Below are 770 nucleotides of genomic sequence, written 5' to 3'. Positions count from 1 at the left end.
GTTCACAGAAATAATATGTGTTTCAGTCGGATATAATTACATGTGATAAGGGCAAAGAGCATGCTTTGCTAAAATTTGACATGTTGAAGTCCACTCTTTTTAACGATGTCGTTATGGACGACATGGCGAGTCTTGCTTAGATAATTAATCAAAATACTGTGACTTTGGACCCACGTTTACCACATTTCGAGCACTTGAGCCGAGTTTTAAGGTCTTCTAGAGTTACTCCCATTGCAACATACTGCTTAAGGTCGTTTAAAGTAAGGATTGTGGGGAGACGACAAAAAAATCCAGAGGCGCAACATACCAGCATCTCCGAGCCGTTTTTTAACCAGTCCTCAAGATTATCGTGCGATCTCGTTAGTCGTTCGATATCCGCTCTCCACTGCTGGATTTCATTACCGTTCCAGTCGATATTTAGCTCGATTTGTTTAGCAACGAACCGGTGTTTACCTCTGTTAACTGTGGGTTCATAGTTTTTACGTTGATCTTTGATGAGATCAGCCTCATAGAGGAAATCATCGTTTTTGTTGTCGGTATAATCAAAAATTACCTTAATTAAATCAATATCAACGTTTTGTTTTTTGATGAATAAACCCTGTGTTCCGCTTCCGTTCAAGTCCCGGCTAAAGTTAATGTTGAGATGGCGGCGGAGTGAGAAGAAATAGCTGTGACCGTGCATAGTCAATGCAAGTCTGGCTATGTCATTGCAGTTGTAGGGTGTGTGTGTATCCATGATGTTACCTTTAATTCATATTCGGTCGAGAGCG

General features: G+C 40.8%; 1 protein-coding gene. It reads right to left on the bottom strand.

What is annotated here, in order from left to right; genetic code table 11:
* Positions 1 to 148 precede the first annotated feature (148 nt).
* The gene (locus tag FKM52_RS21465; RefSeq protein WP_141178114.1) at positions 149 to 736 is read right to left on the bottom strand and encodes a hypothetical protein; all 588 of its coding nucleotides are present in this window, start codon (positions 734 to 736) and stop codon (positions 149 to 151) included.
* Positions 737 to 770 lie beyond the last annotated feature (34 nt).

The sequence above is a fragment of the Mixta tenebrionis genome (genome assembly GCF_006517625.1).
GTDB classification, from domain to species: domain Bacteria; phylum Pseudomonadota; class Gammaproteobacteria; order Enterobacterales; family Enterobacteriaceae; genus Mixta; species Mixta tenebrionis.
Note: the sequence above shows the minus strand (reverse complement) of the source record. Positions and strands in the feature narration are given on the sequence as shown.